We start from the raw sequence: 26062 nt of genomic DNA on the forward strand, positions 1-26062 counted from the left end.
ACATTCCCGGCGTGGCCGTCATCCGCGCATCCGGCTACGACACGCCAATCTCGCCGGTGATCGGCTGGATCGGGGTGGTGAACACGCTGCTGGCGCCCTTCGGTGCCTATGGACTCAACCTGGCGGCCATCACGGCGGCGATCTGCATGGGCCGCGAGGCGCATGAGGACCCGGCGCGCCGCTACACGGCGGCGGTGGCGGCCGGTGTCTTCTATATGGTGATCGGTCTGTTCGGGGCGACGGTGGCGGCGGTGTTCGCCGCCTTCCCGCGCGAACTGGTGGCCTGCGTGGCCGGTATCGCGCTGTTCGGCACGATTGCCAACAGCCTGGCCGGTGCTCTGCGCGAGGAGGCCGACCGCGAGGCGGCGCTGGTTACCTTCCTGGTGACCGCCTCGGGGGTGTCGCTGGCCGGGATCGGCTCGGCGTTCTGGGGACTGGTGGCCGGCGGCATCTGCCTGGCCGTGCTGCGCCCGCGGGCGGCGGTGCGGTGAGGCGGCAGGCCGGGGGGCAGCGCGCGGTGGGCGCCCTGCCCTGCCCGGCGCTGCTCAGAGCGGGCTCACCCGGAAGGTCTGCACCAGGGTGTGGGTGGCGCCTGCGGCAAGGGTGACCACGTCCGGCCCGGCGTTGGCCGCTTCCAGGCAGACGTAGTTGCGCCAGCCGGCGCCCACGTCGGCCATCTTGGCGGCTCCCGCTTCGCCCGGGTTCCAGGCCACCAGCGAGCGGCTGCCCGCGGTAGTGATCTCGATGCGGCGCTTGAAGCCGGGGTCATTCAATACATAGCGGCCACCCGCGTCGGTATAGATGCGGTCGCTGCGGCCGGGGTCACGCGGGTCGCGCAGGCTCCAGGCACCCTGCTGGGCGTGGGCGGTGGCGTAGTTCTCGAACTTGTCCAGGTAGGACAGCCCGTCCAGGCCGTCCACGCTGACCTGGGTGGCATCGCTGACCTGGAAGTAGTTGTGCAGGGCCTGGGTGAAGCTCACCGGCTGGGTACCGGTGTTTTCAGTGACCAGGCGCTGTTCGAGGGTGCGACCGATCCGCAGTTCCATGCGCAGGCGCAGCGCCAGGTTGTCCAGGGCCGGGGGCGCCAGACTGAGCACCATCGTGCCGTCGGCGTCGCGCCGGGCCTGCTGCAGGGTCCACGGGACGTTGCGCACGAACCCGTGCGAGGGCACATCGGTGCCCTGCCCCTGGCGGCCGAAGTACGGCCAGCACACCGGGGTGCCGCCGCGGATCGGGGTCGGCAGCGGCTGCGCGCTGGGCGACAGCCACATCACGTCCTTGCCGCCCTTGGGAACGTAGGACAGCAGCTGCCCGCCGAAGACAGCGATGGCGGCGGTGGCAAAGGGCGTTTCCACCTTCCACGCCATGAAGCCCTGCACCTGCCCGAGGCTGAGGCCCTGGACCTTGGGCAGGGCAGCGCCGGGGGCGGCCGGCGACTGCACGTAACGGGCATGGTTGGAGGGCAGCGAAAACACGGTGGACGTGGGCATGGGGACGGATGGCATCGGAGATGAGGGAGGGGCGCCACGCAGGGCGGTGAGAATGCGCTGGCCGGCGCGGCCGTCGGGCTCGGACCAGCCCAGGCGTTGCTGCTCGGCCTGGATGGCGCGGCGGGTGGCGGTGCCGATCATGCCATCGGCGGCACCGATGGCGTGGCCACGCGCGAGCAGCAGGGTCTGCAGTTCCCGACGTTCGGTGCGGCCGAGGCCGGGATCGTCGGTGGGCCAGGCGGCGACGATGCCCGGGGCACCGCGCAGGCGGTCGGACAGGGTGGCGATGGCCAGGGCATAGCTCTCTGCGGCGTTGTAGGCGTAGATCGCGTCGTAATTGCGGAACACCAGCCAGGCCGGCCCCTTGGCGCCGGTCGGCAGCAGCAGGGCGGCGTTGCTGTCGGCGGGCAGGCCGGCCGGGGCCAGCGCACCGCCGGCGACCGGCACGATGCCCAGCGCGCGCCAGTCGGCCAGCGGCTTGCGCTGGGTGCGCCCGGCCAGCGATGCGTTGAAGCCCGGCGGGAGTTTGACCTCCATGCCCCAGGGCTGGCCGGTCCGCCAGCCGGCCTTGGCCAGGTAGTTGGCGGTGGACGCCAGGGCATCGGGGATGCTGGCGACCAGATCCCGACGACCGTCGCCGTCACCGTCCACGGCGATCCGTGCGTAGGTGGACGGCATGAACTGGGTGTGCCCGAACGCGCCGGCCCAGGAGCCGGTCAGGCCCTCGGCCTGCAGGTCGCCGGCATCCAGCAGCTTCAGCAGGGCCAGCAGTTCGCCGCGGAAAAAGGGCTGGCGACGACCATTGCAGGACAGCGTGGCCAGCGACTGCAGCAGCGGGCGCTTGCCGAACACACGGCCGTAGTCGCTCTCCACGCCCCACACCGCCACGATGGTGGCGGGATCGACGCCGTACTGCGCCGATACCCTGGCAAGCAGATCGCGGTGCAGGGACAGACGCGCACGACCGTCGTCCACACGCTGGGTGTCCACCAGCGCGGCGAGGTAGTCCCACAAGGGGGTGGTGAACTCCGGCTGGGCATCCAGCAGCGGCAGCACGCTCAGGTCCGGGGTGAGACCGGCAGTGAGGCGGGTGAACCCGGCAGGGCTGATGCCCTGCTTGAGCGCCTGCGGTTGCAGCGTGGCCAGGCAGCGGTCCAGGTCATCCTGCGGCGCGGCGGCAACCGAGGCGCTGGCCAGGCACAACGCGCCCAGCAGCCAGCCGGTGTAGGGCCTCATTGGCGGAAATCCTTGCAGCCAAGTGGACCTGCATCATAGCGGCACGCGCGCGATTCAGACCGGCTGCAGCAGGCGCAGACCGAATGCCGGCTCGAAGGCGTTCCATGCCGCGCCCACGCGCAGGCCAGCCTCGGCGACCAGCGCGGCGAACGACGCATCGGTGTACTTGTGGCTGTATTCGACCGTCATCGCCTCGCCGTCGGCGAAGTCGAAGGCGTGGCCGTCGACGTGCACGGTCTGGGCGCGGGTGCTGACCAGTTCGGTCTCGATGCGCAGCCGCGGCACGCTGTAGCGGGCGCGGTGCCGGAAGCCGTCGAGGTCGAAGTCGCTGCCGATCTCGCGGTTGAGGCGGCGCAGCAGGTTGAGGGTGAAGTCCGCGGTGACGCCCGCGGCATCGTTGTAGGCCGATTCGATCAGCACCGGGTCCTTGTGCAGGTCGATGCCGATCAGGGCCAGGCCATCGGCGCCCATTGTCTGGCGCATGGCGCGCAGCAGCGCCACGGCATCGGCGTGGGCGAAATTGCCCAGGGTGGAACCGGGGAAGAACAGCAGCCGACGGGCCGGCGTGCGCTGCGGCGCCGGCAACTGCACCGGGCGGGTGAAGTCGGCGCAGACCGGCAGCATCTCGATGTCCGGCAAGGCCTGGGCAAGCCGCGCGATGCTGGCCAGCAGCGCAGCACGCGAGATCTCGATCGGGGTATACGCAACCGGATCGGCGAGCGCGTGCAGCAGCAGTTCGGTCTTGCGGCCGCTGCCGCTGCCCAGTTCGACCACATGCAGGCGCGGGCCAACCACCTTGGCGATGTCGTGCGCGCAGTCCTGCAGCAGTTTCAGCTCGGTGCGGGTCGGGTAGTACTCGGGCTGGTGGGTGATCTGTTCGAACAGGGCCGAGCCGCGCGCGTCGTAGAAGTACTTGGACGGCAGCTGGCGCGGCCGCGACGAGAGACCCTGCACGATATCGGCGGTGATGCGGGCGCGGTCGGGCTGCAGGTCGGTAAGCGCGTCGAGCGCGTCGCTGACCGTGCTCATGCGCCGTCCCTGGCCAGGCGGAGGCCGGCGAACTGCCAGCGCGCGGCGGGGGCGAAGAAGTTGCGGTAGCTGGCACGGACGTGTCCGGCCGGTGTGGCGCAGCTGCCGCCGCGCAGGATCCATTGACCGTTCATGAATTTGCCGTTGTATTCGCCGAGATGGCCGGCGAAGGGGCGGAAGCCGGGATAGGCGCCGTACGCGCTGCTGGTCCACTCCCAGACGTCGCCGAACAGCTGCAGCAGGGGTGCATCGCTGCCGCCGACAGGATGCAGGCGATCGGCGTCCGCAAAATGACCGTCCACCGGCTGGCCGGCAGCGGCGGCCTCCCACTCGAACTCGGTGGGCAGGCGCACGCCCCGCCAGCGCGCGTAGGCGTCGGCCTCGTAGTAGCTGAGGTGGCAGACCGGTGCGTGCGGGTCCAGTGCGCGCCAGCCGCCGAGGGTGAACTCGCGTTGCAGGGCGTCGTCCCAGTACAGCGGATGCTGCCACTGTTCTGCCTGGCACAGCGCCCAGCCCTCGCTCATCCAATGCCCCGGCTCGCGATAACCACCGGCCGCGACGAACTGGCGGTACTCGCCATTGCTGACCGGCCGGTTGGCCAGCGCATGGGCCGGCACCAGCACACGGTGTACGGGCGATTCATTGTCGTAGGCGAACGCGGCGTGGGCGGGCCATGCCGGTGCGCCGATCTCCACGATCTGCTCGGGACTCTCCTGCCAGCGCAGCGGCACGGCGGTGCTGGCGGGACAGTCGAGATCGTCGCGGTACGCCGGCTGCAGCGGATTGCACCACAGCGCATGCTTGATGTCGGTCAGCAGCAGCTCCTGGTGCTGCTGTTCGTGCTGCAGGCCGAGCAGCAGCTGATGGCGCGCGGTGACATCGAGCGCGCCGGCCTGCAGCAGGGCGATCACCTGCTGGTCGACCTTGGCGCGGTACTGCAGCACCTCCGCCAGCGACGGGCGCGAGAGCAGGCCGCGCTGCGGGCGCGCGTGTGCCGGTCCGATGCTCTGGTAGTAACTGTTGAACAGGTAGTGCCAGTCGGCATTGAACGGTGCGTGGCCGGCCTGGGTGGCCAGTACGAAGCGCTCGAAGAACCAGGTGGTATGGGCCAGATGCCATTTGGCCGGACTGGCATCCGGCATGCTCTGCACCATCGCGTCTTCGGCGCTGAGCGGTGCGGCCAGCGCGATGCTGCGGGCGCGGATGCCGGCATAGCGGGCGGCCAGTGCAGCGGCCAACGGGTCCGTGGTCGGCGGCGGTGGGGCGACGGCGGTATTCATCGCGATCAGGATCGACCAGCACGGGTGAGCGCAACGTCATGGCAAGGCTCACACCGCGTTACGCATCTCAAGTTGAATGCGCGCCGGCCGCTACCGGGAGGACCATCGCCTGTGTGGTCCGGTTTGCACGATGCAGCCACGGCGCGCGGGCCCGCTCTGTGGAACCGTCCTTGCGGAATCACCTGCTACGCCAGCCCAGCCACTATCTGTTCGTACTGCCCGCCGTACTCGCCGGGCTGGTGCTGTGGTCGGCGACCCCGGCGCAGGAGGTCGGCAGCCCGGTGCACCGCCTGCTGCCCCTGCTGCTGACCTGCCTCGGCGTGGGCCTGGCCCTGATCTACAACCGCGTGCGGGCGTTGTGCCTGCTGCTGGCGATCGCGCTGGCGTTCGCGTTGCTGCATGGGCTGGTGGCCGGTTTCCTGCGCGATGGCGTGGTGTCCGCCAGCACGCCGCTGACGTTCCATGCGGTTGCGCTGTGGTTGCCCGTGCTGTTCCTGGTACACGGGCTATGGCCCGAACGCGGACGCCTGCGCCAGGACCTGCTGCTGCGCGCGGTGCTGAGCGGCGTGGCGTTGGGCGTGTTCGCGCTGCTGGCCGCGCAGGGGCCGCAGGGCATGCACGATCTGCTGTCCAACCGCCATTGGGCGTGGCTGCCGACCGGTTGGAGCCGGCTGGCGCAATGGCCGACGGTGGCCTTCGTGGTCGCCACGCTCGCGTTGACGGTGCAGGCCGTGCGCCAGCCGCGCGCCCTGCATACGGCGATGCTGCTGGCACTGCTGGCGGTGTGGGCAATGCTGCCGCGCATCTTCCTGTCGCCGGCCCTGTTGCCCGCACTGACCAGCGTGGCGCTGCTGGCGCTGATATCGGCGATGGTGCAGGAATCGTTCCACATGGCCTTCCGCGATGAGCTGACCGGCCTGCCCGGCCGACGGGCGCTGAACGAGTGCCTGCAGCGCGTGGGGGCCACCTATACGATCGCGATGGTCGACGTGGACCACTTCAAACGCTTCAACGATACCCACGGCCATGACATCGGCGACGACGTGCTGCGGCTGGTGGCGGCGCGGCTGGCCGGGGTGGGCGGCGGCGGACGGGCCTTCCGCTACGGCGGCGAGGAATTCGCGCTGGTGTTCCTGGACCGCCCGGCGCCGGCCTGTGTGGCGGCGGTGGAGGCGATCCGGGCAACGGTGGAGGAGGCCCGCATGACGCTGCGTGATCGCGCGGCGCGGGCCAGCGACGATGCGGTGGGCCGCCTGCAGCGCGGGCGCGGCGGTGGCGGCGAGGTGGTGCAGGTGACGGTCAGCATCGGCGTGGCCGACAGCCGCGTCGGCGACAGCCCGCAGGCAGTGATCAAGGCGGCGGACCAGGCGCTGTATGCCGCCAAGGACGCCGGCCGCAACTGCGTGCGCGCCCACGGCCAGCAGCGGCCGGTGGCGGTACGCAGCAGCGAGGCGGCTCAGGGCAGCGCGTCGAGATAGAACCAGCGGCCGTCCTCGCGGACGAAGCGGCTGTGCTCGAGCATCTTGACCGCGCTGCCGCCACCGACCTTGTAGCGCGCGGTGAACCGCACCTGGGCGTGGTCCGGGTCCGATACGGTGTGTTCGTGGATGGTCAGGCCCAGCCAGCGGGTGCGCTGGCCGGCCGGTTCATCCAGCGACAGCGATTCGGGACGGGTGTCGGGATGCCAGCTGGCCAGCAGGTAGTCCGGCAACTGCTTCACATAGGCGCTGTAGCGCGAGCGCATCAGCGCTTCGGCATCGGCTGCGGCCTCACCGGCGTGGACGCGGCCGCAGCAGGCGGCGTACGCCAGTGGACGGCCGCAGGGACAGGGGTCGGAATGGGTCATGCGGACATTGTGACGCGCGGATGTTGCGTCGACCACCGTCATCGGTGGGGAGCTGCCGACCCACGGTCGGCTCTACCTGTGGGGTCCTGCCGGGCGTATGCTGGCGCGCTTTCCGCCACGATGCCCTGCCGTGCTTGAGTTGGTTCCCCCTGAGCTGTTGTGGTTGGTGGCGATCGCCTTCATCGCCGGCCTGGTCGATGCCGCCGTCGGTGGAGGTGGCCTGGTGCAGCTGCCGGGGCTGTTTACGGTGCTGCCGCAGCAGACGCCGGCGATGCTGTTTGGCACCAACAAGTTCAGTTCGATGTTCGGCACCGCGGCAGCGGCCGTGCGCTACGCGCGCAATGTGCGCTTCCCGTGGCGGCCGGTGCTGTTCGCGGCGGGCACGGCCTTCGTGTTTTCCTTCGCCGGTGCCACGGCGGTCAGCCTGCTGCCCAAGGACGCGGTGCGCCCGCTGGTGCTGGTGCTGCTGGTGGCGATGCTGGGCTACACGCTGTGGAAGAAGGATTTCGGTGCGCTGCACCGACCGCGCGAGATCGGCCGCAGGGAGCTGGCCACGGCGCTGGCGATCGGCGCGGTGATCGGCTTCTACGACGGTTTCTTCGGGCCGGGCACGGGCAGCTTCCTGATCTTCCTGTTCGTGCGCTTCTTCGGGCTGGACTTCCTGCGCGCGTCGGCGGCGTCGAAGGTGGTGAACCTGGCCACCAACGTGGCGGCCATTTCGTTCTTCGTGCCCACCGGCAACATCCTGTGGCTGTTCGCGGTGCCGATGGCCGCCGCCAACATCGTCGGTTCGGTGGTCGGCACGCGGCTGGCGCTGCGCGGCGGCACGCCGTTCATCCGCAAGCTGTTCGTCGGCCTGGTGGTGGTGCTGATCGCCCGGATGGGCTGGGATACGTTCGGCGGATAGCCCCGTAGCGCGGGGCGCTGCCCCGCTGCGTGTGGTGCGGACGTCGTGCGGGAGCAGCCGACCAACGGTCGGCTCTACCGGGGCCGGCCGGTCAGGCGACCGGCTCGGCGTCCTGCTGGCGGCTGCGTTCGGGCAGCTTCAGCCGCTTGGCCTCTTCGTCGTACTCGATCAGCAGCACGCCGGAGTCGTGGCGGCCGCTGATCTCGACGAAGCAGGCGCCGCCGATGAACGGCTCCAGCGTCATCACCGACTTCAGCGGCGTGGCCACCACCATCTGGAAACCGAAGTTCTCGAAGATGTTCATCGCCAGGGCGGTGAATTCGTTGTCGGCCTTGTCGAATGCTTCGTCCAGCACCACGGCGGCATAGCTCGGCAACTGGCTCTCGGCACCGCCCAGCTGGTAGCGCAGCGCCGCCGCCAGGCAGGTGGTGGCCAGCTTCTGCCGCTGGCCGCCGGACTTGCCGGCGCCGCTGCGGTAGATCTCGACCTGCTGGCGGGTGGCCGCATCCAGCTCCACGCCGATGAACTCCACATGCAGGCGCACGTCGAGCACGTTCTCGCGCCAGCGCCGGTCTTCGCCCTCCTGCGAACCAAGGCGTTTGACCAGCTCACGCAGGACCGCGAACTGTGCCTCGGCCACCTCGCGCTCTTCGGTCTGGTGGTGCGACAGCACTTCGCGCAGCTGCTGGTGGAACTCCAGCACCTCCGGCAGGCGGCGGTCGCTGAGCTCGATGGTCAGCAGGGTGCCGCGGTTGAACGGCACCTGCTCCAGCGAGGCATTGACCTCATCCAGGCGCTGGCCGATCGACTTGCGGGCCTCGGCACTGTGCCGCTGCAGGGCCAGCAGGTTGTTCTTGCTCTGGTTCTGCAGCAGGTCGAAGAAGCGTTCTTCGTGCTGCGGCAGGCCATCACGCTCCAGCCGCTGCAGGCGGGCCAGGAAGTCATCGGCCGAGGCGACCGAGGCGGTGAAATCGCCGGATTCCTCCGGCCACGCCTGGGCGAAGCGCCGGAAACAGGCCACCAGTTGCGTCTCGACACGGTGCACCTCGTGCTGCGAGGCGGCGAGGCTTTCGTTGATGCCCTTGCTGATCTCGCGCATGTGCGCTTCGAGCGTTTCCAGGCTGAGGCCACCCAGCACGTCCAGGCGCCGCTGCAGCCCCGCTTCCTGCGTTGCACCCAGTGCCGGCAGCACCAGGGCGCGGCTGCGCTGACGCTGGGCGTCGAGCTTGTCGCGTTCGCGGGAGAGCTGGATGAGCTCGACGCGGGTGTCTTCGTAGGTGCGGCGCGCCTGCGCGATGTCCGCGCGGGCCTGGTCGATCTGCTGTGCCAGGCGGGCCAGGTCGGCGTTGCCTTCCTTCAGTTCGTGCAGCGACGAAGCGATGTCGTCCAGGCGCTGGACCGCCGTCGCGACGTCCACTTCCTCCCACACGAAGTTGACCAGCTGGTTGCAGGCCAGGCGGCGGTCATTGTCGCGGTCGCGCTGGCTGCGCAGCCGTGCGACGTCTTCGTCGCACGCGGCGATGCGGTGCGCCAGCTCCTGCGCTTCCTTGCGGAACAGCGCCAGTTTGTCGCTGTTGCTGAAGCCCAGCAGCCAGCGCCGGCGGTCGCTGATGGCGTTGCGGTCGTCCTTCTCGAACCGGTCGCCCGGGTGCTTGACCTGGCCTTCGCGGGAGATGCCACGGTCGACGTCACGCAGCTGCTTTGCGTCCACGCACTCGTAGTCGTAGCGCTTGCCCAGCTCACGGCGCAGCCACGGCTCGAACACGCTGTCGCGGTACTCCAGCTTGTGCAGCAGCGAGCGCGCGGACGGTTCGCGGGCGATCGCATCGTCGTTGCGGCGAACCCGGTAGTAGGTGAGCCGCATGCCAAGCTGGGTACGGTTCACCCAGGCGTTGACCTCGTTGTAGTGCTTGTCTTCCACCAGCAGCGACTGCGCGAAGCCGAACAGCACGCGCTCGATGGCGCCCTGCCACGCGCCCTGCTCCTGGCGGACCTGGATCAGCTCGCCCACGAACGGCAGCGCCGCCTCGGGAACGCCGGTTTCCTCGGCCAGGCGGCTGCGCAGCTTCTGCAGTGGCGCGGGGATGCTCGACGGGTTGCGCTCCATCGCCTCCAGTTCCGCGCGGACCTCGCCGAAGCGACGTGTGTCGTCCTGCTTGCCGGCCAGGCGTTCGGTGATGGCATCGTCCAGTGCGGCTGCGGCCTGCTGGCGATTGTCCAGTTCGCCCTGTGCGCGGGCGATCAGCTGTGCGAAGCCGTGGGCATCATCGGGCACGCTGTCCTGCAGGGTGTCGGCGGCCTGCTGGGCCTGGCTGCGCTTGGCCTGGCGGCGGTCGCGCTCGGCCTGGGCGCGGCCATGTTCGCGCTCCAGTTCCTCGATGCGCTCGCCACCCTGCTGGCGGCGCTGCAGCTCCAGACCGGCCAGGTGCTCCTCGTGGTTGCCCAGCGCCTGACGGCGCTGGGTTTCTTCCCCGAGCAGCCCGCGGTGGCGCACGTCGATATCCTGCAGGCGCTTTTCCAGCAGCTGCTGCAGGCGCGATTCGCGGAAGCTGTCCAGGCCGAGCTTCAGGGTTTCCTCATCGGCGCGCTGCAGGTTCATGGCCTTCAGCTCGGCGTGCAGGGCGCGCGCCGGCAGCAGGGTTTCAACCTGGCGCCGGGCGGTGACCACCGACTTGTGCGCGCCATCCAGCTCGGCGAAGTCGCTGACCAGGCGCTCGGCGGCGTCGAAGGTGCGGGGCGTATCCAGCATGAAGTCGCGCAGGAAGACGTTCAGATCGCCCAGGTTCTTGGCGGACTGCGTCTTGTGCAGCAGCCGCAGCGCCATGTCGTTGTCGATGCCGAGCAGGTGGCGGAAGCGCTCGGCGTAGCCGGTGAAGCTGTCGAAATGGTGCACATCGCCCAGGCGCTGCTTGAGTTTGCGCAGGTCCAGGTCGAAGCCGCCCAGGTCCTTGGCGATGTCGAAGGGCCGCTCGGCGATCAGGTAATGCTTGCGCACATCGGCGGCGGCCGCGCCGTTGCCGGCGATCCAGAACAGGCGCACCAGGCTGACCACGCGGCCATCGCCGGCGCGGTATTCCAGCACCAGCGCCGTCCAGGTGGCGCCCTTGCGCAGGTACTGGGTGGCGATTTCGCCGGTGCCGCGGTCCTGCTGGTCGGCCCACGCGCCACGCACGTAGGACACCAGGTTGCGGTCGCGACCGCTGCGCTCGGCTTCACGCGCGGCGGCGTTGAAGTCGACGATGGACGGCGGCACCAGCATCGCCGACATGGCATCGAGCAGGGTCGACTTGCCCGAACCGGACCGGCCCACGAACAGGAAGCCACGCTCGGCGATCGGCACCTCGGTCAGGCCGTTGAAGGTGCCCCAGTTGTGTACCTGCAGGCGGCGCATGCGGAACTGCTGCAGCCGCGGATCAGGCAGCCCGTCGTTGAACAGGGCGGGGGTGTGCTTGGAGATGGCCATGCGTTATCGGGGGTCCGTTCAGGCTTTTGCAGCTGGGGTGTCGCGCAACTGGCGGTAGACGCTGGACAGTGCGGACACGTCTTCGGCGGAGAACAGCAGCTTCAGCGCCGGCGACACTTCATGGCGGTCGTCCTGGCCGGCGAGGCGGGTCAGGATGTGGTTCTCTTTCATCTTCTGCACGGCGGCGGCCACGCGTCGATTGAAGCCGGCGCGATCGGTGGACAGGTTCTTCTCGTAGATGGCCAGTGCCTCGGCCATCTCGTTGTCGGCCACCACCGCGCGGTTGCCGCGCGCATCGGCCTCGGCCAGCTGCTGGCGCAGGTACAGCAGCAGCACCGAGTCGATGAAGGTCAACGGCGAGCTGCGCAGCAGCACCGGCGCGTCGATGTCCTCGGTGTCGGCCTGGCGGGTGAAGGCCACGCCGCTGTCGCGATCCAGCACCAGTTCCAGGAACAGGTCGGACAGCGCCGAGCGGATGGCCGCCTCGTTGCGGATCAGCGCCGGCCACAGCTTGGCGTGGCGCAGCTGGTCGATGCTCGGGCCGATCAGCAGCTGGCACAGCGCGCGGCGCCCATCCAGCGGCAGCCGCCCGGTGTCGCCCATGTAGAACACGTCATTGCTGCGCCGCGCCAGCGGCGTTACGACGACCGGCTCGGCATCGTGATCGTCAGCAGCCCCGTCGATGGGGGCGACGTCATGGGAATCTTCATGCCAGTTCATGGCGTTTCTCCTGGGTGAACCAAACCAGCGGGATGCGGGCACGTCGCCACTGTCCATCGCCGCCACGCCAATGGGCGGTTTCCTGTTCGCCGTGCACCACGGTGCCGTGGCGGGTGCCCAGCGACAGGTAGCCGATCACGCTGCCCAGCCCCTGCGGCGCCTCGCGCTGCGACAGGGCCTGGGCGATGCTCAACTTGGGTTGCGCGCCGAGCAGCTCGTGCAGATCGCGGCGCAGGGTGCGGAAGTCGATTTCCGACGACGCCACCAGGTCGCCGACGCTTTCCAGGCTGATGCTGGCCGCGTCGTTGCGCAGCACGCTGCCGTCCACCTGCGCGCTGCGTGGGTCGTGCAGCTTCCACTGCGACCACGAGCGCAGGCGGCTGGTGGTGAGCTGCAGATCGCGGCCGATCGGACGCTGGGCGGCGAAATCGTCGCGCAGCGCCAGGGCCTCCGACTGCGCCTGCTTGAGCAGCTGGTTGAGACGGCGCTGCTCCAGGTAGCCACGGCTCTGCACGAACCCGCGCAGGCTGCGCGCAAAGTGCTGCAGCACATCGTGGACCTGGCCACCGCGGTCGAGCATGGTGCCGGTGAAGCCGCGCAGGAAGGCGCGCTCGTTGCGGTCCAGCTTGCGCGCGAAGCCGCGCGCCAGCACCGCTTCCAGCGCGGCATCGAGCTGGGCGCTCTGCTCGGCATCATTGAGCAGGCGCCAGAACGCCTGGAAGCTGCGCCCGGCGTCGCTGTCGCCGATCACATCCACGCCCTCGAACAGCTTGGAGAGCACGTCGCCGCGCTCGCTTTCATCGTCGATGATGCGCTCGCGGAACTCGCGGTTGAGGCGCTCGAAATCGTCGCGGACACGACGGAAGTCTTCGGTGAGGTCATCGGCCAGGCCGATGATCTGGCGCGCACGTTCCAGCGCGCGCTTGCCATCCAGCGCCACCACCCGGCCCTCGCCCACCCGGGCGATCTCCGCATCGATGCGGTCGCGCTCGTCGCGCAGCGCCGACAGGCGCGCGTCCGGATTGGATTCGGTCTGGGCGGCCAGCTGCGAAAGCTGCTCGATCACCAGCGCCAGGCGGCTTTCGGTCGCCGCCACGCGGCTTTGTTCCAGGCTGTCGGCGAAGCGGATCGCCTGCAGCGCCTGGGTGGACAGTTCGTACTGCTCCTGGTCGGCGCCGTCGGGCAGACGCCGCTCCAGCCAGCCCTGGGCCAACCAATGGGCGATATACGCCTGGGCGGTACGCGGCAGCTCACGCGACAGCTCCTCGCCATTGAGCTGGTCCAGTGCGCGCTGCAGGCGTTCATGCAGCGCGGCCGCCGGCAGGGTGCGTTCGCCGTCCATCAGCAGGCTCTGCAGCAGGCCGATGATCTCCGGGGCGTTGGCGGCGGCCAGCAGCTTCCACTGGGGCTGTTCGCGCAGGGCGCGGTAACGGGTGATGCGTTCGCGGTGCTTCATGCAGCCAGGACATCCGGAAGAACACCGCGCAGCCAGACGCCGCGCAGCAGGAAGGGTACCGGCCCGGCACCGGGGTGCCGGGCACGCGGCAGGTTCAGCGCTTGCCGCCCACTTCGATGAAACGCAGGAACTCGGCGCGGGTGCGTGCGTCCTCGCGGAAGCTGCCCAGCATCTTGGAGGTGACCATGCTGACGCCGCGCTTGTGGATGCCGCGGGTGGTCATGCACTCGTGCGCACCTTCCACCACCACGCCCACGCCGACCGGCTGCAGCACCTCCTGGATGCACTGGGCGATCTGCGCGGTCATCTTTTCCTGGACCTGGAAGCGGCGCGCATACGCCTCGACCACGCGGGCCAGCTTGCTGATGCCCACCACCTTTCCGGCCGGCAGGTAGCCGACGTGCACGCGGCCGATGATCGGCGCCATGTGGTGTTCGCAGTGGCTTTCGTACTCGATGTCGCGCAGCACGATCAGTTCGTCGTAGCCGGCCACTTCCTCGAAGGTGCGCTCCATGTAGGCGCGCGGGTCGTCGCGGTAGCCGCTGAACCAGTCGCCATACGCCTCGGCGACACGCCGCGGGGTATCCAGCAGGCCTTCGCGGGTGGGGTCTTCACCGGCCCAGCGCAGCAGCGTGCGCACGGCCGATTCGGCATCGGCCTGGGTGACCGGGGTGGCGTCGTTGTCTTTTTCGCTCATTACATACAGCACCCGAAGGGGGGCGAGCATCGTACCCGAGAGACCCCTCGGGCGTCCCCCGCCATGCCGCCGGAGCCCGGTTCCGGTGGGCTGCCGTTGGGCGGCGGTTGGGCCAGGGCTATTGATAGGATGGAAATTAGTAGTATCCTATCTATCTGCCATGAAACGCACCCTCGACGAACGTACCCAGCTGCAGATGCAGCTCAGCTCCGGCCTGCTCTACGCAGGGCGGCAGTGGCAGCGCCTGGCCGACCAGGCCCTGGGCAGCTATGGCATTTCGGCGGCGTGCACCATGCCGCTGCTGATGATCGGCCGTGCCGGCGGGGGTATCCGCCAGGTGACGCTGGCCCAGCAACTGGGCATGGAAGGCCCGTCGCTGGTGCGTCTGCTGGACAAACTGGCGGCCAGCGAGCTGGTGCGCCGCGAATGCGATGCCAGCGACCGCCGCGCCAACCTGCTGTGGCTCACCGACAAGGGCGAGGCCCTGGTCAGCGAGCTGGAGTCGCAGTTGATCGGGTTGCGCGAGGACGTGTTCGGCGCGCTGTCGATGGACGAACTGCGCACCGTGCTGAAGCTCTGGCAGCTGCTGGCCGATGCCGCCGAACGCGTGACGTAAGCCGCTTCCCCCGTTGTGCCGCCCGGTGCCGTCCTGCGACGCCGGGCGATCCCCTTTCCGCTCTCCCTGCGAATCCCTTGCCTCGATGTACGGTGAATTCAGTCTCTATGGTGTGTTCGTCCCGACCCTGCTCGGGCTGATGCTGCTGGCCTACCTGCTCAAGAGCGGGCTGCGCCTGGTTCTGCAGCGCACCGGCGCCTACCGCCACATCTGGCACCCCGCCCTGTTCAACCTGGCCGTGTACGTGATCGTGCTCGGCGGGTTGTTTTCCCTGATGCGTTGGATGCAATCGTGAACAAGACCCTCAAGCGTGCTTTCCCGGTCGTGCTGACCCTCGTGGCAGTGCTCGCCGCCGTGCTGGTGCTGCGCCATCTGTGGTCGTACTACATGGATGAGCCGTGGACGCGCGATGCGCACGTCAGCGCGGATGTGGTGCAGGTGGCCCCGGACGTGTCCGGGCTGGTGGAAGCGGTGAAGGTGGCCGACAACCAGCCGGTGAAGCGTGGCGAGGTGTTGTTCGTGGTGGACCGGGCGCGCTACCAGATCGCGCTGGAACAGGCCCAGGCCGCGCTCGGCGAACGCCGCGCGACGCTGGAGCAGCTGCGCCGCGAGATCGCCCGCGACCGCAGCCTGGCCGACCTGGTGGCCGCCGAGGACGCCGAAGTGCGCCGCGCCAAGCTGCAGGCCGCGCAGGCGTCGATGGCCACCGCACAGGCCGCCGTGGACCTGGCCCGGCTCAACCTGGCCCGTACCGAGGTGCGCAGCCCCAGCGACGGTCACGTCAACGACCGCACCGTGCGGGCCGGCGACTACGTGACCGCCGGGCGGCCGGTGATGGCGGTGCTGGACACCGGCTCGTTCCGCGTTGATGGCTACTTCGAGGAAACCCGCCTGCGCGGCGTGCATGCCGGGCAGAAGGTCGACATCCGCCTGATGGGCGAAGCCCAGCCCCTGCAGGGCCATGTGCAGAGCATCGCCGCCGGCATCGAGGACCGTTACCGCAGCGAAGGCAGCAGCCTGCTGCCGAACGTGACCCCGGCCTTCGACTGGGTGCGCCTGGCCCAGCGCATTCCGGTGCGCATCCATATCGACCGCGTGCCGGCCGGCGTGAACCTGATCGCCGGGCGCACCGCCACGGTGACCATCCAGCCGGAGACGGACACGGCCGCCCCTGCCGCACACCCGGCACAGGCGGCACTGTGAAGCGCCCTGCCCTCCACCGCGTCGCATTCGCGCTGGCGCTGACCGGCCTGGCGGCGTGCCGCACGGTCGGCCCCGACTACGCCGTACCGGCCGGCGCGGCGTTCCAGCGGCCGGAGGCCAATGCCGCCTTCCTGGACACCGGCAACCCGCAGGTGGCGCCGGGCGCCGAACTGCCGGCACGCTGGTGGGAGCTGTACCAGGACACCACGCTCAACGCGCTGGTGCAGCAGGCACTGCGCGACAACGTCGAGCTGAAGGTCGCCACGGCCAACCTGCGCCGTGCCGCTGCCGTGTACGAGCAGGCGCTGGACGCCGGGGGCATCGAGTACGAGGCCGAGGCCGGCGTGAGCCGCGCGCAGCTGTCCGCCGAATCGTTCCTGCTGGAACACGAACTGCCGCCGATCAACCTGGCCGACGGCAAATTCGCGGTGTCCTACCAGTTCGACCTGTTCGGCAAGCTCAAGCGCGCCGCCGAGGCCGCGCACGCCGACGAACAGGCCACCGCAGCAGCGTTGGACCTGGCGCGCGTCTCGCTGGTGGCGCAGGTGGCCGGCAGCTATGTCGAGATCTGCCATGCCAACCATGAGCTGCACGTGGCCGAGCACTCGCTGCAGCTGCAGCAGCGCAGCCGCGCGGTGACCCAGCGCCTGATCGCCGCCGGCCGCGGTACACCGCCGGAGCTGGCCCGTGCCAACGCACAGGTCGCGATGCTGGAGGCGGCGCTGCCACCGCTGCGCGCGCACCGCCAGGCCTCGGAGTACCAGTTGGCCGCCCTGCTCGGCCAGACCCCGGGCCAGCTCCCGGCGGGCGTGAGCGACTGCAGCCATGCCCCCACCCTGGCCCAGCCGTTGCCGGTGGGCGATGGCCGCGCCCTGCTGCAGCGCCGGCCCGACATCCGCCAGGCCGAGCGCCGGCTGGCTGCGGCCACCGCGCGGATCGGCGTCGCCACCGCCGAGCTGTACCCGGACATCCGCCTGGGCGCGTCGGTCGGCGCCGCCGGCCTGCTCGAGGATTTCGGCACGCCGTTGACCCAGCAGTGGTCGATCGGCCCGTTGATTTCCTGGACCCTGCCGTCGTCGGGCACGCATGCCCGCATCCACGCCACCGAAGCCGGTGCCGATGCGGCGCTGGCCGAGTTCGACCACAGCGTGCTGCAGGCGTTGCGCGAAACCCAGACCGCGCTCAGCCGCTACGCACAGGACCTGCAGCGCCTGCAGTCGCTGCAGGTGGCGCAGCAGCAGGCCGAACTGGCCGCCAGCCAGAACCGCCGCCTCTACCAGGGCGGGCGCACGCCCTACCTGGCCAGCCTGGATGCGGACCGCACGCTGGTCTCGGCCGATGCCACCCTGGCCAATGCGCAGGCGCAGGTCTCGCGCGACCAGATCCAGGTGTTCCTGGTGCTGGGCGGCGGCTGGAATGCCGACGCCGTCGCCGCCCCGGCGGCGCCCTGAGCCATGCTGCTGCTCGACCGCCAGGCGTGGCTGTTCTCGGTGAAGACCTTCCTGGCCGCGCTCGCCGCGCTGTACATCGGGCTGGCCGGCAACCTGTCGCGCCCGTACTGGGCGATGGCCACGGTATACATCGTGACCCAGCCGATGCTGGGGCCAACGCGTGCCAAGGGCGTGTACCGCATCGTTGGCACGCTGATTGCCGGCGCGGCCACGCTGTGGATGCTGCCGCACCTGGTGGAGACGCCGCTGCTGCTGAGCGCGGCGATGTCGCTGTGGTTGTCGGCGTGCCTATTCATCGCCCTGCTCAACCGGGGCCCGCGCGGCTACGCGTTCCTGCTGGCCGGCTACACCACCGCGTTCATCGGTTTTCCGGCGGTGACCTCGCCGGACACCATCTTCGACACGGTGGTGGCGCGCAGCGAGGAAATCATCCTGGGCACGGTGGTGGCGGTGCTGTTCGCCTCGCTGTTCTTCCCGACGTCGGTGCGGCCGATGCTGCGCTCGCGGATCGGCAACTGGATGGGCGATGCGGCGCAGTGGTGCCGCCAGATCCTCACCCGTGGCCACGCGCACGCGCCGCGCAACCGGCTGGCGGCCGACCTGGTGCAGTTCGAGGCGCTGATCGAGTTCCTGCGCCGCGATGACCCGCGCCACGCGGGGGCTGCGGTGTCGATGGAGCGCCTGCGCGAGCGCATGCTGCTGATGCTGCCGGTGCTGTCGTCCATCGCCGACCGGCTGGGGGCGTTGCGCGCCGGCGGACGCGCGCTGCCGCCGGGCCTGGAACCACTGGTGGACGACATCGCGCAGTGGCTGGAACACCCGGGGCGCTCCAGCGCCAGCGGGTATGCGGCGCTGCGCGAGCGCATCCGTGCGCTGAAGCCGGCCGTGGACGGCGAACTGGACCACCTGCTGCTGGTCACCCTGCTGCTGCGCCTGGAGGAGCTGGTGGACCTGTGGCAGGACTGCACGTCGCTGCAGCAGGCCATCGAAGAGGGCACCGCGCCGCGCGATGCCACCCACTACCGCATCCGTGCCAGGCGCGGGGGCGATGCGCGCCATGTTGATTACGGCATGGCGCTGTTCTCGGCCGCCAGCGCCGGCGTGGCGCTGATGACCTACTGCGCCCTGTGGATCGGCCTGGGCTGGGAGGGCGGTGGCAACGGCGCGATGATGGCTGCGGTAGCCGCCGCCTTCTTCGCCGCGCAGGACGACCCCGCGCCGAGCATGCTGTCCTTCCTGCTGTGGGCGATCGTGGCCAGCCTGGTGGCCGGCGTGTACCTGTTCGGCATCTTCCCGGCGGTGCACGACTTCGGCAGCCTGGCCCTGGTGCTGGCGGTGATCTTCCTGCCGCTGGGGCTGCTGCTGCACCGGCCGCAGACGGCCCTGATCGGGCTGCCGCTGACGGTCAACCTGGTGGCGCTGCTCAATGTGCAGAACACCTACAACGCCAACATCCAGAGCTTCATCAACTCTTCGGTGGCGATGTTCATCGGCATTGGTTTCGCGGTGGTGATGACCCGCCTGTTCCGCTCCGTCGGTGCCGAATGGACCGCACGGCGGCTGGTCCGCCAGGGCTGGAGCACGCTGGCCGAAGCCGCCGAAGGCCGCGGCCAGCAGGACCGCCAGCAGTTCGCCGCGCGCATGCTGGACCTGCTGGGCCTGCTCGCTCCGCGCCTGGCCGCCACCCCGGAGGGCAGCGACATCGCCTCGGTGGACATGCTCACCGAAGCGCGCATCGGCCTGAACATCCTGCAGCTGCGCCGCGCCCGGCATGGCCTGCCCGAGGCCAGCGCACAGGCAATCGAGGCGATCCTGGACGACGTGGCCGCGCACTACCGCGCGCAGGTCGCGCAGCGGCGGCCGCTGCCGGCGCCGGAAGGCCTGCAGGCGCGCCTGGATGCCTCGCTCAAGCGCGTGCAGACGGTGGACCCGGGCAAGGCGCGCGACGAGGCGTTGATGGGGGTGCTGGGCCTGCGCTACGGGCTGTTCCCGGAACGCGTGCCCGTGCCGGCCGAGCCCGCCGCCGACGCGGTACCGGCCGCGCGCTGAGCCACCGGCGCGGGTTGGCAGACGCCGACAACGCCGTGCAACACCCTGCCCGCCGCCGCCGCGCCGGCGTGGCTATACAGCAGGTGCATCGGGCACCGCGCTGCCTGCGATGCGACTCTTTCCGGAGACCTGCGCATGCACGCCGCCCCGCTCACCCCTTCGCCACCGCTGCACGCGGTGCATTGCCTGGCCGCCCCCTTGCCGGCGGCGCCAGGTCCGCAGCTGTTCACCCTGGACACGCTCGGCCTGCCGGCCTCGTTTCTGGATGAGGTGGCCCGCCATGCCGACAGCCTGTGCTGGGACCCCTACGACGTCCAGGTGCGGCGGCGGCGCGTCCTGCAGCGCTACCGCTGCATCCTGGCCGCGCCGCAGCGCGCGCTGCTCGATGCCTGCGATGGGGATGCCGCCCATCCGGCGTGGCCGGCGCTGCTGGACGGACTGCCGGGCATCCTGGCCGATGCGTTGCGCCGCATCGCGCCGCACCGGCGACGTGCGATGCGCGCCTACCACGCCGAACGCCGGGTGGACGGCAGCTGGTGGCTGCAGCCCCTGGACGAGACCGGCTTCGAGCAACCCGGCACCGCCGATCGTATCGCGCGCCGCCAGTTCGCACCGCTGTCGCCCGCGCTGAGCAACCATCCGGGCCTGCAGCGGCTGCTCGCCTGCGTGGCCGAAACCGTGCATGCACGCCGCGCCGCCACCCGGCTGCGGCTGGTGGTGCACCAGATGCTGACGGTTGCCGGTATCGCCGGCGGCACCGAGCCCGCCCCCGAAGGCATCCACCAGGACGGGGCGGACTTCATCGTGTCGGCGCTGGTGGTGCGCCGGCGCGGCATCCACGGCGGGGTGTCGCGGGTGCGACGCGGTCCGACCGGCCCGGTCCACCTGGAACGCACGCTGGCCGAAGGCGAAGGCATCTTCCAGCCGGATACGCGCTCGCCGTGGTGGCACGAGGTCAGCACGATCCATGCCGATGCGGCTGCATTCGAGGGCTATCGGATGATCCTCGGGGTGGATGCCCACCTCCTGCCCGACGCCAGCGCATGAGCGGGGGCGCACCGCGCCGTGCGCCCCCGCGTTCCGGGCAACGCGCGCGCACGCCGTCGGCCTGGCGTGCCCGGCTGCTGCGGCTGCTGCATCTGGTCGCCGAACAGGCGCTGCCGCTGACCATCGCCGGCGTCTCCTTTGTGATCGCGCTCGATGCGTGGTTGTCGGCGCGGCCGGTGTTGTGGGAGCACCAGCGCGCGCTGGCCTCGCTGTCGATCGGCAGCGAACTGGACGCCGAGGACACCACCGGCATCGATACCCGCCACACCATCACCATCAGCAATGTCGGCGAGCTGAGCTTTGCGGTGCTGGATGTGCAGGTCGGCTTGGCGCTGGCCGAGGGCATGCAGGCGCCGTGGCTGCAGAACACCTTGCTGCAGGAAACGCCCGGCGCACTGCCGATCGGCCTGCGTCCCTTCCACCTGGAAGCGGCACGCGACGGCCGCAGCGCGCGCTTCGCCTTCGGCGCGGAGGCTTCCGGCTGGCACATCATCGATCCGGGGCGCTCGGTGGAACTGGTGTTCGCCCAACCGGTACAGGGCTACGGTCGGCTGGGCATCACCGTGGAAGTGTTCACCCAGCCGCTGCGGATGGGCGCGATGGCCGACCAGATCACCGTCGAACGCATCATCGCCGGGCGACGCCGCCAGGTGTTCCCCGAATCCGGGCCGGACGAGGTGTCCGACCTGGGCGTGTTTCCGTACAGCGCGGCCAGCGTGGTCACCCTGTCCGATGCCGCCGCCACGCGGGCCGCGCCAACGGTGGGCACGCCGGCGGCACGCCGCGCACGCCGCTGGAACGACGCGGCAAATCCCTGAAACAGCACGACCGGCACCGCGCCGGGCGGCGCCCTATATCTGTGCAGTCGCGCGCCAGACGCGCCGAATCCGTTTCCGCAAGGAGTGCTGCGATGCCATTGCCTGCTGAGCCGACGTCCGCCGCCGCCCTCGATGCCGCGCGCCAGCGGCGTGCCTTTGTGCGGATGGCGCTGGTGCGCATCGTGGCGCTGTTGTGCGCGGTACTGCTCGGCCTGTGCGCCCCTGCCGCGCCGGCCCATGCCGACGACCTGCCGCGCGTCACCCGCCTGCACGGTCACCTGGAGCTGGACTACACCGTGGAGGTACACGTGGAGAATCTGGCCGCGTGGGCCATCCACAACGACCCGCGCCAACTGGTGCCCTACATCGATGGGCGCGCCCTGCCCGGCAACGCACCCGAGGCGATCGACCTGGCGCACGGGCGGCTGCTGTTCCACCTGCGCATCTCCGACGACAACCGCGCGGTATGGATGGATCTGCTCGGTTCACCGGCCGGGCTGCGCCGCCCGGTGACCTTCAGCGTGGGGCGGGTGGACGGCGCGCCGTTCGACACCCACCACGATGGCAGCCAGCGCGTGCTGCTGACCGTGATCTCGCCGGTGTACGGCACCATCGCGCTTGTCCTGGTGGTGCTCATGCTGGCGATCTTCGTGCACCTGGCGCGCACCACCAGCATCATCCGCAAACCAGGCCCCGGCCCGCACCAGCCCTACGACCTCGGGCGCTTCCAGATGGCCGTGTGGTTCTTCCTGATCTACGTGTCCTACACCGCGATCTGGCTGGTCACCGATGCCACCGACACCATCCATCCCTCACTGCTGGCCCTGCTCGGCATCAGCGCCGGCACCGCGCTCAGCGAGGCGATGATCGATGCCGGCAGCGCGCAGCGGCGTTCCGCACCGCCCACCGATCCTGCAGCCGACGCGCCCGCGACAGCGCAGGCACCGATACCACCGTTGGCCCGCTCGCAGGGGCTGCTGCACGACCTGCTCTCGGACGCGCAGGGCTACCGCTTCGACCGTTTCCAGATCTTCGCGTTCACCTTGATCCTCGGCGTGATCTTCATCGCCGATGTCTACAACAAGCTGAGCATGCCCGAGCTGAGCCCGACGTTGCTGGGGCTGATGGGCCTGAGCTCGGGCACTTACATCGGTTTCAAATTTCCCGACCGCACATGAGCCCGCGCCACCCGGCGTGGCGACCCACCCTGGATGCGCCCAGACCACACGAGGAACCACGATGAACACCATGACACTCAGCCAGCAGGGAATCGACTGGCTCAAGCAGGCGGAAGGCCAGCGCCTGCACCCCTATGACGACCAGACCGGCAAACCGATCACCGCCTGGGTGCCCGGCGCCACCGTCGGCTACGGCCATCTGATCGTGGCGACCGAATGGAAGACGCTCGGCAGGGTGATCACGCTGGAGGAAGCGGAGGCATTGCTGCGCCAGGATCTGGCGCCCTTCGAGACGACCGTGCGCGGCTGCATCGGCGCGACGCTGACCCAGTGCCAGTTCGATGCGTTGACCATCCTGTGCTTCAACATCGGCGGCGGCAGCTTCAAGGCGTCCTCGGTGGTGCAGATGATCAACCGCCCGCAGGCCCCGGCGTCCTATGCAACCCTGCAGGCCGCGTGGATGGCCTGGAACCGCTCGCAGGGCAAGGTGATGCAGGGCCTGATCAGGCGGCGCGCCGCAGAATGGCGCATGTACGACTGCGGCAGCTACGCGCACCTGTGATGACCTGCGGGCAGCCACGGTCGTCCACGACCGTGGCTGCCGGCGACATCAACGCGACGACCGCGTCCAGCGGCAGCCCTCCGCACAGTCGCCGGGCGTCGGTTCGATGTGGACAATGGCGGCATCCCCGGCCTCGCGCACCACCACCCACTGATCCAGCAGGCGATCGCAGCGGGCGCCGCCGTTGCCCGGCAACGGTGCGTACCAGGCGCCGGCGCGGGTGGCGCCTTCGTAGCGCAGGCTGAGCCGGCAACTGTCCGGGCTGCCGAAGACCAGGCGGCTGCCGGTGTCGCCCGGATCGCGGTCGGCCAGCTGCAGCGACGCCAGCGACGCGTCCGGATCGGCGGGGTTGGCCAGGCCGGTCCACGTACCGCGCAGCGGTGGCGTACGCGCGGCATCGCCTACCGGCCACATCGCCACCTGCAGGGGTGCGCCCTGGGTTCGCACCTGCAGCGTCGCCTTCCTGCCGTCGACCACCAGCACTACGCGTCCCGGCTGGAACCTGTTGCACCAGCCGCCGTTGCCGGCCGTCACGTCGTAGTGGAACTGGTTGCCGTCATGGGTGATGAAGCGTGCCTCGAGACGACACGCGCGCCCGGCACCGAACGCGATCAACGCCGGCGCGGTGGCATCGGCCGCGGTGAAGCGCACCGACGACGGCCGCCCCTCCACCAGGTCGGTGCCGACCCAGGCCAGCGGTGGACTCGAGGCCGATTGCGCCGTGACCAGCGCGGGAGCCAGCAGTGCCAGCAGGCCCCACGACCGCGGGGAAAGAACTGTGTTCATCAGGTGCTCCAGGGTGAAGGGACGGCGGCTCAGAAGCCGCGGGTCAGCAGCGCCACCGCCAGCGCGGTCAGCCACAAGGTGGCCAGCAGGCGCTGGCGACGGCGCCGTGCGGCGGCACGCCGGCGCGCCAGCAGCGGGCCGAGCCACTGCTGCACCTGCTCGGTGTCGTCGGCGGAAAGCAGCAGGCGCACGCGGTCGCGGCGGGCCACGGTCAGGCCGCCCCGCCGGTGTCGAGGGGCACGCTGAAGGTCCGCAGCGGTTGCCCGTCCAGCAGCAGTTGCCCGTGCATCGGGTTGCCGCCCTGCAGGCAGATGGTGAGGCGGTGGTCGGCCCGGTCGCTGCACGGGCACAGAGCCAGCCTGGGCGGCTGCCCGCGTGTGCCGCGCAGTTCTTCGATGCGGCAGTCGATCTGGACTTCCAGTGCCATCGCCATGATGCCGCGCGGTTTGACCAGCTCGGCCAGCGGCAGCGTGCGTCGTTCCCACTGCCCATCAACCAGCGTCGCCACGTCCAGGCCGCGTGCGCCCCAGCGTTGCTGCAGGCGGTGCAGGTGCTGGCGCGCGCAGCGGCCGCGGGTGCGGGCCAGGGCATGGGCCAGTGTCTCGATCAGATCATCCAGCCGGTGGTCGGCCATGCGCGTGCTCCAGGTCGGGTCAGTCGACCATCCAGATCGGTTTGCGCGGGAAACCCACGTGGTAGGCCAGCCACTGCAGCACCACCTGGTGCTCGCCGATCTGCAGGATGGTGAAGCTGCGCTCGATGCCGAGGATGGCCCCCTTGGGGGTGTCGCTCAGGCAGCGGTTGAGCAGGTTCTGGGCGCTGGCCAGGTCATCGTCGGTGAGCATCTGGGTGGGGTTGTTGCTGCCCACCACGATGCGTTTGACGAACTTGACGTCGTTGAGGTCGAACATGAAGGACTCCACTGCGATGGAACAGACGGACCCGCCGCGTCATCGCGACACGACGGGCCATGACGCTGCGATGGGAGGCGACGACGGCCTCACACCGGAACCGGCGCGCCCACCTTGCGCGGTGCCGACGCGGTCTGCAGGATGTCCATCACCCGGGCCAGGCCTTCAGGCATGCCACGATCCTCGGCCAGCACCGACACCGTGTACTTGGCCGAGTTGTCCGAGGTACGCGCGGTTTCCTTGTGCGCGGCCACCGAGCCCTGGATGTTCACCTTCGCCGAGAAGATGCCCCAGCCGACCTTCATCTCGGCCTGCATGCTGGCCGCGTAGTCGCTGGATTCCTTGGTCGAGAACGAGGACTTCACTTCCATCTCGAAGTTGATGTCCACTTTCTGGATGCTCAGGTTGGGCACCTTGACGATCGCCAGCAGCGGCACTTCCAGTTCCACTTCTTCTTCGGCGAACGGCTGGGCGGCCTTGGTGGCCGGGTCCAGGTTGTCCACCGGACGCTTGAAGCGGAACAGCGCGGTGCGGGTGGCGCCCACCGCGTTGGGATCGGTGTTGGCCGGGTCCGGCGGCAGGAAGCCGACAGAGCGGATGAAGCTGGCGGTGGCCTGGGCGAGTTTGATCTGCGAATCGCAGGCGGCGGTCAGCGGGCCGCCGATGAGATCGCCCATCGGCAGGCCCTTGAACTGGCTGGAAATATTGACCAGGTCGCTCATTGCGTATTACTCCTGTTGGTTGGCGGTGGGATCAAGTGGCTTTGATGGTCTTGAACACCCCCTGGCACTGCGCCAGGTGGTTGATCAACCGCGCCGCGCCATCAGTCGGTTCGGTTCCTTCCACACGCAACTGCACGTGTACGTTGCCCACGCCCTTGCCACGGCCGGTATCCAGTCCAACGTGTCGCGCCGCCGGCCGCGGCGACTCCCAGGCCTCCGTCGCGCCCGGCGCAGGCACCTCCGGATCCTCATGGCCCAGGTCCGCGAGATCCGCGTCGAAGCTGATCTCCACTTCCCGGATGCGCAGGGTGTTGGTGGAGACCAGCGGCAACAGCGGTGCGCGGTACAGGTCTTCATCGCCTTCCTCGGCCTGCGGGTGCAGCGAGGGCAGGCGGATGGTGACGCTCCTGGGCCGGTTGTCTTCATCGAAGTAATGGCGCAGATGGGAAATCTGGTGCATCTCCACGCTGTCCTGGGCCTCGATGACGGCCCCGGCCAGCGCTTCGATCAATGTGTGGAACGACATGGTCCGGCTCATTTCGCCTCTGCTCCTGGTCGTGGCGCGCTGCCCACCACGGTGATGCGGATACAACAG

The 26062-nt window shown here is 69.8% G+C and carries 26 protein-coding genes (1 of these 26 only partly in view); 12 read left to right on the forward strand and 14 right to left on the reverse strand.

The genetic code is table 11. The features are described 5' to 3' along the window. A protein-coding gene (locus tag ACLB90_RS09430) for a benzoate/H(+) symporter BenE family transporter (protein WP_411852665.1) crosses the window boundary here: on the forward strand, positions 1-491 show its 3' end. 700 nt of this gene lie to the left of the window's left edge; 491 of the gene's 1191 nt are visible here — the last part of the coding sequence; its start codon lies beyond the left edge, outside the window; the stop codon is at positions 489-491. A gap of 54 nt (positions 492-545) precedes the next feature. Here ACLB90_RS09430 and ACLB90_RS09435 read toward each other — a convergent pair whose 3' ends face one another. The 3 genes from ACLB90_RS09435 to egtB are packed head-to-tail and all read right to left on the reverse strand — an operon-like array spanning position 546 to position 5035. After that, complete coding sequence (locus ACLB90_RS09435) at positions 546-2726, reverse strand: lytic murein transglycosylase (protein ID WP_411849269.1); 2181 nt, start codon at positions 2724-2726, stop codon at positions 546-548. A gap of 54 nt (positions 2727-2780) precedes the next feature. Beyond that, positions 2781-3755, reverse strand: a complete 975-nt coding sequence (gene egtD / locus ACLB90_RS09440; RefSeq protein WP_411849270.1) for an L-histidine N(alpha)-methyltransferase — start codon at positions 3753-3755, stop codon at positions 2781-2783. Further along, positions 3752-5035: an ergothioneine biosynthesis protein EgtB gene (gene egtB, locus ACLB90_RS09445; RefSeq protein ID WP_411849271.1), complete on the reverse strand. Its 1284-nt coding sequence runs from the start codon at positions 5033-5035 to the stop codon at positions 3752-3754. The genes egtD and egtB overlap by 4 nt, the downstream gene beginning before the upstream one ends. A 170-nt stretch (positions 5036-5205) precedes the next feature. Between egtB and ACLB90_RS09450 the strand changes: the two genes are divergently transcribed. Beyond that, a complete protein-coding gene (locus ACLB90_RS09450) occupies positions 5206-6513 on the forward strand; it encodes a GGDEF domain-containing protein (RefSeq protein WP_411849272.1) in 1308 nt (435 codons plus the stop codon). On the opposite strand, the gene ACLB90_RS09455 is transcribed toward ACLB90_RS09450, so the two are convergent. Next, positions 6492-6881, reverse strand: a complete 390-nt coding sequence (locus ACLB90_RS09455) for a YchJ family metal-binding protein (RefSeq protein WP_411849273.1) — start codon at positions 6879-6881, stop codon at positions 6492-6494. The two genes, ACLB90_RS09450 and ACLB90_RS09455, sit on opposite strands and share 22 nt — an antisense overlap. 130 nt (positions 6882-7011) lie before the next feature. Between ACLB90_RS09455 and ACLB90_RS09460 the strand changes: the two genes are divergently transcribed. Then, a complete protein-coding gene (locus ACLB90_RS09460; RefSeq protein WP_411849274.1) occupies positions 7012-7788 on the forward strand; it encodes a sulfite exporter TauE/SafE family protein in 777 nt (258 codons plus the stop codon). A gap of 91 nt (positions 7789-7879) precedes the next feature. Here the strand turns inward: ACLB90_RS09460 and ACLB90_RS09465 are convergent, their stop codons facing one another. The 4 genes from ACLB90_RS09465 to folE form a co-directional block, all read right to left on the reverse strand. Then, positions 7880-11251: an ATP-binding protein gene (locus ACLB90_RS09465; protein ID WP_411849275.1), complete on the reverse strand. Its 3372-nt coding sequence runs from the start codon at positions 11249-11251 to the stop codon at positions 7880-7882. Between the two features lie 18 nt (positions 11252-11269). Then, on the reverse strand, positions 11270-11971 hold the full coding sequence (locus ACLB90_RS09470; RefSeq protein WP_411849276.1) for a DUF4194 domain-containing protein: 702 nt from the start codon (positions 11969-11971) through the stop codon (positions 11270-11272). Continuing rightward, entirely contained in the window at positions 11958-13427 is a 1470-nt protein-coding gene (locus ACLB90_RS09475) for a DUF3375 domain-containing protein (protein ID WP_411849277.1), read from the reverse strand. The genes ACLB90_RS09470 and ACLB90_RS09475 overlap by 14 nt, the downstream gene beginning before the upstream one ends. A 94-nt stretch (positions 13428-13521) precedes the next feature. Next, complete coding sequence (folE, locus tag ACLB90_RS09480) at positions 13522-14124, reverse strand: GTP cyclohydrolase I FolE (protein ID WP_411849278.1); 603 nt, start codon at positions 14122-14124, stop codon at positions 13522-13524. 160 nt (positions 14125-14284) lie between these two features. On the opposite strand from folE, the gene ACLB90_RS09485 reads away from it, so the two are divergent. The 9 genes from ACLB90_RS09485 to ACLB90_RS09525 all read left to right on the forward strand — a co-directional run bounded on the left by ACLB90_RS09485 (position 14285) and on the right by ACLB90_RS09525 (position 23048). Further along, positions 14285-14740: a MarR family winged helix-turn-helix transcriptional regulator gene (locus tag ACLB90_RS09485; RefSeq protein WP_411849279.1), complete on the forward strand. Its 456-nt coding sequence runs from the start codon at positions 14285-14287 to the stop codon at positions 14738-14740. 85 nt (positions 14741-14825) lie between these two features. Next, on the forward strand, positions 14826-15035 hold the full coding sequence (locus ACLB90_RS09490; protein ID WP_017354740.1) for a DUF1656 domain-containing protein: 210 nt from the start codon (positions 14826-14828) through the stop codon (positions 15033-15035). Continuing rightward, complete coding sequence (locus ACLB90_RS09495; RefSeq protein WP_411849280.1) at positions 15032-15943, forward strand: efflux RND transporter periplasmic adaptor subunit; 912 nt, start codon at positions 15032-15034, stop codon at positions 15941-15943. Before ACLB90_RS09490 ends, ACLB90_RS09495 begins: the two co-directional genes overlap by 4 nt. After that, positions 15940-17394, forward strand: a complete 1455-nt coding sequence (locus ACLB90_RS09500; protein WP_411849281.1) for an efflux transporter outer membrane subunit — start codon at positions 15940-15942, stop codon at positions 17392-17394. The genes ACLB90_RS09495 and ACLB90_RS09500 overlap by 4 nt, the downstream gene beginning before the upstream one ends. Before the next feature lie 3 nt (positions 17395-17397). Continuing rightward, the gene (locus ACLB90_RS09505) at positions 17398-19443 is read left to right on the forward strand and encodes an FUSC family protein (protein ID WP_411849282.1); all 2046 of its coding nucleotides are present in this window, start codon (positions 17398-17400) and stop codon (positions 19441-19443) included. Between the two features lie 135 nt (positions 19444-19578). After that, a complete protein-coding gene (locus ACLB90_RS09510; RefSeq protein ID WP_411849283.1) occupies positions 19579-20490 on the forward strand; it encodes a 2OG-Fe dioxygenase family protein in 912 nt (303 codons plus the stop codon). Next, the gene (locus tag ACLB90_RS09515; RefSeq protein WP_411849284.1) at positions 20487-21308 is read left to right on the forward strand and encodes a hypothetical protein; all 822 of its coding nucleotides are present in this window, start codon (positions 20487-20489) and stop codon (positions 21306-21308) included. The genes ACLB90_RS09510 and ACLB90_RS09515 overlap by 4 nt, the downstream gene beginning before the upstream one ends. A gap of 92 nt (positions 21309-21400) precedes the next feature. Further along, the gene (locus tag ACLB90_RS09520; RefSeq protein ID WP_411849285.1) at positions 21401-22486 is read left to right on the forward strand and encodes a hypothetical protein; all 1086 of its coding nucleotides are present in this window, start codon (positions 21401-21403) and stop codon (positions 22484-22486) included. Between the two features lie 61 nt (positions 22487-22547). Further along, complete coding sequence (locus ACLB90_RS09525; protein WP_411849286.1) at positions 22548-23048, forward strand: lysozyme; 501 nt, start codon at positions 22548-22550, stop codon at positions 23046-23048. A 48-nt stretch (positions 23049-23096) separates the two neighbouring features. On the opposite strand, the gene ACLB90_RS09530 is transcribed toward ACLB90_RS09525, so the two are convergent. The 6 genes from ACLB90_RS09530 to ACLB90_RS09555 form a co-directional block, all read right to left on the reverse strand. Next, positions 23097-23834, reverse strand: a complete 738-nt coding sequence (locus ACLB90_RS09530; RefSeq protein ID WP_411849287.1) for a hypothetical protein — start codon at positions 23832-23834, stop codon at positions 23097-23099. Between the two features lie 29 nt (positions 23835-23863). Then, a complete protein-coding gene (locus ACLB90_RS09535; protein WP_411849288.1) occupies positions 23864-24043 on the reverse strand; it encodes a hypothetical protein in 180 nt (59 codons plus the stop codon). A gap of 2 nt (positions 24044-24045) precedes the next feature. Further along, positions 24046-24468, reverse strand: a complete 423-nt coding sequence (locus ACLB90_RS09540) for a hypothetical protein (RefSeq protein WP_411849289.1) — start codon at positions 24466-24468, stop codon at positions 24046-24048. A 19-nt stretch (positions 24469-24487) separates the two neighbouring features. Further along, positions 24488-24745: a hypothetical protein gene (locus tag ACLB90_RS09545; protein ID WP_411849290.1), complete on the reverse strand. Its 258-nt coding sequence runs from the start codon at positions 24743-24745 to the stop codon at positions 24488-24490. A gap of 89 nt (positions 24746-24834) precedes the next feature. Further along, positions 24835-25467, reverse strand: coding sequence for a DUF2589 domain-containing protein (locus tag ACLB90_RS09550; protein ID WP_411849291.1), 633 nt, complete (start codon positions 25465-25467; stop codon positions 24835-24837). Between the two features lie 31 nt (positions 25468-25498). Continuing rightward, complete coding sequence (locus ACLB90_RS09555; protein WP_411849292.1) at positions 25499-26005, reverse strand: DUF2589 domain-containing protein; 507 nt, start codon at positions 26003-26005, stop codon at positions 25499-25501. Positions 26006-26062: the final 57 nt, after the last annotated feature.

The sequence above is a fragment of the Stenotrophomonas sp. LGBM10 genome (assembly GCF_046736075.1).
GTDB lineage: Bacteria > Pseudomonadota > Gammaproteobacteria > Xanthomonadales > Xanthomonadaceae > Stenotrophomonas.